The organism is Candidatus Desulfatibia sp. (assembly GCF_036446775.1).
Taxonomy (GTDB): Bacteria; Desulfobacterota; Desulfobacteria; order Desulfobacterales; family UBA11574; genus Desulfatibia_A.
The window spans coordinates 1-4,859 of the sequence record NZ_JAZFTO010000302.1 but is presented as its reverse complement, the minus strand read 5'-3'; the positions used below and the strand labels follow the sequence as shown (position 1 = coordinate 4,859).

At 43.9% G+C, this 4,859-nt stretch carries 4 protein-coding genes and 1 other RNA gene; all 5 read right to left on the bottom strand.

Features of this window, described 5'->3' with window-relative positions:
* Positions 1–324: 324 nt before the first annotated feature.
* The gene (ispD, locus tag V3S16_RS14055) at positions 325–1,008 is read right to left on the bottom strand and encodes a 2-C-methyl-D-erythritol 4-phosphate cytidylyltransferase (RefSeq protein WP_413886004.1); all 684 of its coding nucleotides are present in this window, start codon (positions 1,006–1,008) and stop codon (positions 325–327) included.
* A 234-nt stretch (positions 1,009–1,242) separates the two neighbouring features.
* Positions 1,243–2,556 carry an HPr family phosphocarrier protein gene (locus V3S16_RS14050; protein WP_413886002.1) on the bottom strand — a complete coding sequence of 438 codons (1,314 nt, stop codon included), beginning with the start codon at positions 2,554–2,556 and terminating at the stop codon, positions 1,243–1,245.
* Between the two features lie 251 nt (positions 2,557–2,807).
* An RNA gene (gene rnpB, locus V3S16_RS14045) (RNase P RNA component class A) lies at positions 2,808–3,184 on the bottom strand.
* A 339-nt stretch (positions 3,185–3,523) separates the two neighbouring features.
* Positions 3,524–4,252 carry a zinc ribbon domain-containing protein gene (locus tag V3S16_RS14040; RefSeq protein WP_413886000.1) on the bottom strand — a complete coding sequence of 243 codons (729 nt, stop codon included), beginning with the start codon at positions 4,250–4,252 and terminating at the stop codon, positions 3,524–3,526.
* Between the two features lie 171 nt (positions 4,253–4,423).
* Positions 4,424–4,859 (bottom strand): Nif3-like dinuclear metal center hexameric protein (locus V3S16_RS14035; protein ID WP_413885998.1); only part of this gene is annotated, 436 nt, incomplete at its 5' end.

The following is a 4,859-nucleotide window of genomic DNA, read 5'->3' as shown; positions in this document are numbered from 1 at the left end:
GAAACCCGGTTATTTTAATGAATATTATAAATTTTTTTTAGCTCCATTTTCAGCCCGTATTGATTCTCACAGACACACGTCTCTTTTTCCTACTTTCAATAATGAATACATCTCATTTTGTCAATAAGATTATCAGTTTTTCTTGCACGCCACTGACCCGATATGAAATAAATCAATCCCCGCACCTAAAAGGCATTGATTAAAGGTTATGTAACCGTTCAGAGGTTCAGGGTTCAAAGGTTAACCTGGAACGTTGAACCTAGAACGTTGAACCTTTGAACGTTGAACCTTTGTGTCTTTGTGGCTGAACGATTACGTTATTTTTTATTCTAATGTCAGTATTGCTTCTGCCAGGGCCAGATCCTGCGGAGTTGTGATTTTTATGTTGGTTTTGCTGCCGGGTATGATTTTAACATCGATCCCCAGCCGCTCTAATAACAAGGCATCATCAGTACCTCTGAATCCGTCCCGGCGGGCCGCTTCATGGGCTTTTAGTATTAATTCATATTGAAAAACCTGCGGAGTCTGGGCCATCCATATGTTATCTCTGGCAAGCGTTTGCTCAATATGACCTGATTTTTCGACATGCTTCAAGGTATCGCTGACAGGTATACCGAGGATGCAGGCCCCGGTTTCTTCGGCAGCGGTAATACATGCCGCCAGTTCTTCGGGGCCAACAAACGGGCGCACGCCGTCGTGGATAACAACCGTATCCGTTTTGGGACTCAACGCCCGGAGTCCGTTATAGACGGAATCCTGACGCTCTGTTCCGCCGCGGACCAGATTGATCTTTTTTTTAAGATTAAGGGGGGCAATCAAAGTGTTTTGGCAAAAACCGAAATCCTCTTCTGAAACCACCACAAAGACTTCATCGATCAGCTCACAGGCATCAAAGACCAGCAGGGTATGGCCCAGAACCGGACGCCCCGCAATTAAAAGATACTGCTTGGGAACGCTGTGGTTCATCCGCAGGCCTTTGCCGGCAGCAACTATAACAGTAGAAACCATAATTTTCTTCGGTTGAAAGGGTTGAATTGGGTTGTTTGAGTTTATGAGATTCCAATTACATTAATTGACACGAACCGATGCTTGATACTGGATGCTCGATGCTGGAGAGATAAAATAACCATTCCTTTGTTAACCAGTATCCAGTATCAAGCATCCAGTATCTGCATCAACTTCGAGCAGAAGCGCCATAGGATAACGTGACACAAATGTTAAAATTTTGTTCGATATAGACGGCTAATGTCTAAGATAATTGAGATCCTTGGGCAGCGGAATATCCTTGCCCATTGAGTCTTCACCGTAATTTGCCCTGGCAAGGATTTTAATATCTTTTAAGGCCCGCACGTCACCTTCAAAGGTAACTTCCGCAATGTTTTCCTTCTGGATCTTACCCCCGGCCCACTGGATATCGAGTACGCTGCTGGCATCAAAGCGGTCTTTGCCCACGCACAACTCCACCTGCCCCCCGTAATGCTGAACCGTCTTTGCCACCAGCAGGCTGGGTCTACTGTGAAAACCTAACTTCACGGGCACACTGACGGTAATGGAAGAGCGCTCGATGTTCTCGTTCAGGATCTCACGGGCCAGATCTTTCCCGGTTTCAAAATAATGGCAGACATAGTAAAGGCCGAAATTAATGGTACGGTCAAGCAGGGTTTCAGGATCGATTAAAACGGATAATTGATCTTGAACTTTTTTATAACTGTCCTTATATCCGGCCTCGTGAAGGTGCCGTTCATAAAAATGGAGAAGCCGCCCGATCATTTGCAGCATGTGAAATACAACCGAGAAGTAGCCGCGCAGATCTTTGAGTTTGCGGTTGCCGAAACGGTATCCGCCGTGGATGACATAGGTGTCGAAGGATGATTGCAAATTGTGCACCAGCATTTCAAACCGCCGCATTTCAACCTCGTTGACTCTGTCAGGAACGATCCCTAATATCTCTGCAAAATCATAGGGCTTGTAAAATCTATGCGGTTCAAAGGTTGCGGCGATGCTTAGGAGCTCACTGGCGATTTTGACAATATTTTTCTTTTGAAGGTCCTTGTCGATATCGTCAATATCATAATGAAGCATTTCACCGGTTGTAATACCCGGGAAATCTTCCATTTCATAACTCTCATCCGGTACGGGTATATTGAGCCTCCGGGCCTCTTCAAGTATAACCGGGACCAATTTCATAAGAGTCTTTCTTATAAAATAAAGGGTGGCGGTACCTTCTTTTTCAAAAGTCTCGGAATCCGGAAGGCCGTAGAAAATAAGACGATTTAAAATATGGGTTTGCGAGTAGCCCGCAAGGCTTAAATGCCTGACAGCAGCCGAAAGCTCCCTGTAGAAATACCATTCCTTGCTGTTTTTGGCACCATGATAATCAAGAAAGTCTTCCAGAACCTGAGAGGTGCTGATCAGCTTTGAAAAAAGCATCTTGGTAAAGAGATACCGGGGTGAATCAAAATTTGTTATGTAGACACAACACTTTAGATAATCGCTGGAAAATATGCGGACCTTCTCGGCAAACGAAATATCGCATACAGTTTTTTGAAATTCCATTTTCACCAACTCTTACTAATGCGGCAATAATTATTTAGACACAGTTTCTACTGCCGAATAGTATTTTTCACCGCAGAGCCGCAAAGAGCGCAGAGAAAAAATAATTAGTGAAAAGAAAAATTCACTCTGCGAACTTTGCGACTTGAGCGAGCGCAGCGGAGCGGGCGGTGAATCAATTTCTGAAAGATACAAGCCCGAAGGATGTCAAAATTAATAATTCACGCAACCCGTAACTCGTAACCAGAAAATACGGTCAGAGCAGTCCGTAAGCCGAATTCTGTATCCGCTGCGGGTTACCCCGAAGCGACTGACGATCATTCATCTGTGGATACCGGTTGCCCGGTACCTCTGGCGACCTACCCGGAAGCTCGAACGGGCCGTTCTCAAACGCTTCTCTATTTGGTCTTGCACCGGGTGGGGTTTACAAAGCTCCCCCGGTCACCCGGAGGACTGGTGCGCTCTTACCGCACCTTTTCACCCTTACCCTGCACAGTTGTGCCGGGCGGTATGCTTTCTGTTGCACTTTCCTTCACGTTGCCGCGACTCCACGTTATGGAGCACCCTGCCCTATGGTGTTCGGACTTTCCTCCGGATCATTATTTGATCCAGCGATCGTCTGGACTGCTCTGACCGCAAGAATTGGTCATTGGTCATTTATTAATAGTTCAGCCACAAAGACACGAAGACACTAAGATTATAATACTAATTTAAATTGTTCAATTGGTTTTATTGGTTTATAATTAGTTTTATTTGTTAACAAACCAAACCAATGTAACCAATTTAACCAATAAAACTGAATCATTAAGGTTTATAATTCATACCACTTCTTTGCCTGCCCGGTTAAATTTGAAAAAACCAGTGTCGATTTTTGTTAATAAGTATCATAGCATATCTAAGTAAGCGAAATTTAGAGCTATTTAACATTTAACTGGGTGAACCTTTGTGTCTTTGTGGCTATACTGTTACGTTATTCGTTTTTAGTCATTGTTGTTTCATCCCAATAGAGGATACGATGACAATGGGGGCAGAACATCAAAGCATCGCGGCGATGAAGTTCATTATACATCTGCGGCGGTATATTCATGTTACATCCGGAACATACTGCATTTTTAACAGACGCAACGGCCAGCCCCTCTGATTGTTGTGACTTGGTTGTATTGTATTTTGCCAGCAAATTGGGCTCAATCATACCGGCAATCTCTTCACGGGTCATATCAAGCTCGGCAAGTTTCTTCTTTTTCTGCTCCACGTCCCGGGCAATAACCTCTTTTTCGTTTTTTAGTTGTTCAGAAAGCTCTATATGTTCTTGCTTTTTCTTTGCGATGCTCTTTTCAACTTCATCCCAGCGGTCCAGGCATTCTAACATCTGATCTTCGATTTTAGAATTTTTAGCCTTTTGGTCTTCAATTTCCTTTAACAGCGCTTGATATTCTTTGTTGGTCTTAACAGACCTGAGCTTTACCGTGGTCTTATCTACTCTGGATTGGTTCATCTGGGCATCAGATTCATAATCCCGATATTTTTGCTTCAACTCATTTAAAGATGACTCTTCATCCGCCAAGGTTTGTTCAAATGCATGCAGTTCATCATCGAGCTTTTCAAGTTTTTGGGAAACCTGACCAAGCTCCGCTTTTATGCCTGATGTTTCTGTTTCGATTTTTTGGAGTTTAACCAGTATCTCAAGCTGCCGTTTCATATTCAATGCCCGTTATACGTATAGTAACCGTTCAAGGGTTCAGGGTTCAACGTTCAGAGGTTCAAAGGTTCAGGGTAAAGTATTTAGGAGCCTATGACCAAATATAATAAAAGAACCGTAAATTTAAACCCTGAACGGGGAACGGGGAACCTTTGAACGCTTACCATTTTATTATAAAACCAAAAACGGATCATTTTCAAGTTTACAGGCCTCGACTTTTATATCCTTGCCGTCGGCTGCCAGAATTTTATCAAGCCGCTTTGCAAGTACTTCGACCACTAAATACTCGGATGCGAAATGCCCCATATCGATAAGGCCCAGGTTTAGAGCTTCGGCCTCCCTGGCATCATGATATCTCAAGTCACCACTGATGAAAACCTGAGCTCCGGATGAATAAAAATCTTTCATCAGGCTGGAACCACTCCCTGAGCATACGGCAATTAGCCTGACCGGCAAATTTGGTTTTCCAGCAACTTTGACGTATTTAAGCCCCAGTTTTTCTTTAAGCGATAATGCCAAAGGTAAAAGCTCCATGGTTTCTTCCAGCTCTCCGACCCGGCCAAGTCCCTGCTTTTGTATATAATCAGTGGCCGAGTCCTCATCAGGG

What these genes read in the sequence shown, in the direction of transcription:
- ispD (WP_413886004.1), bottom strand. Translation starts at nt 1,008, where the DNA reads ATGGTTTCTACTGTTATAGTTGCTGCCGGCAAAGGCCTGCGGATGAAC.
- V3S16_RS14050 (WP_413886002.1), bottom strand. Translation starts at nt 2,556, where the DNA reads ATGGAATTTCAAAAAACTGTATGCGATATTTCGTTTGCCGAGAAGGTC.
- V3S16_RS14040 (WP_413886000.1), bottom strand. Translation starts at nt 4,252, where the DNA reads ATGAAACGGCAGCTTGAGATACTGGTTAAACTCCAAAAAATCGAAACA.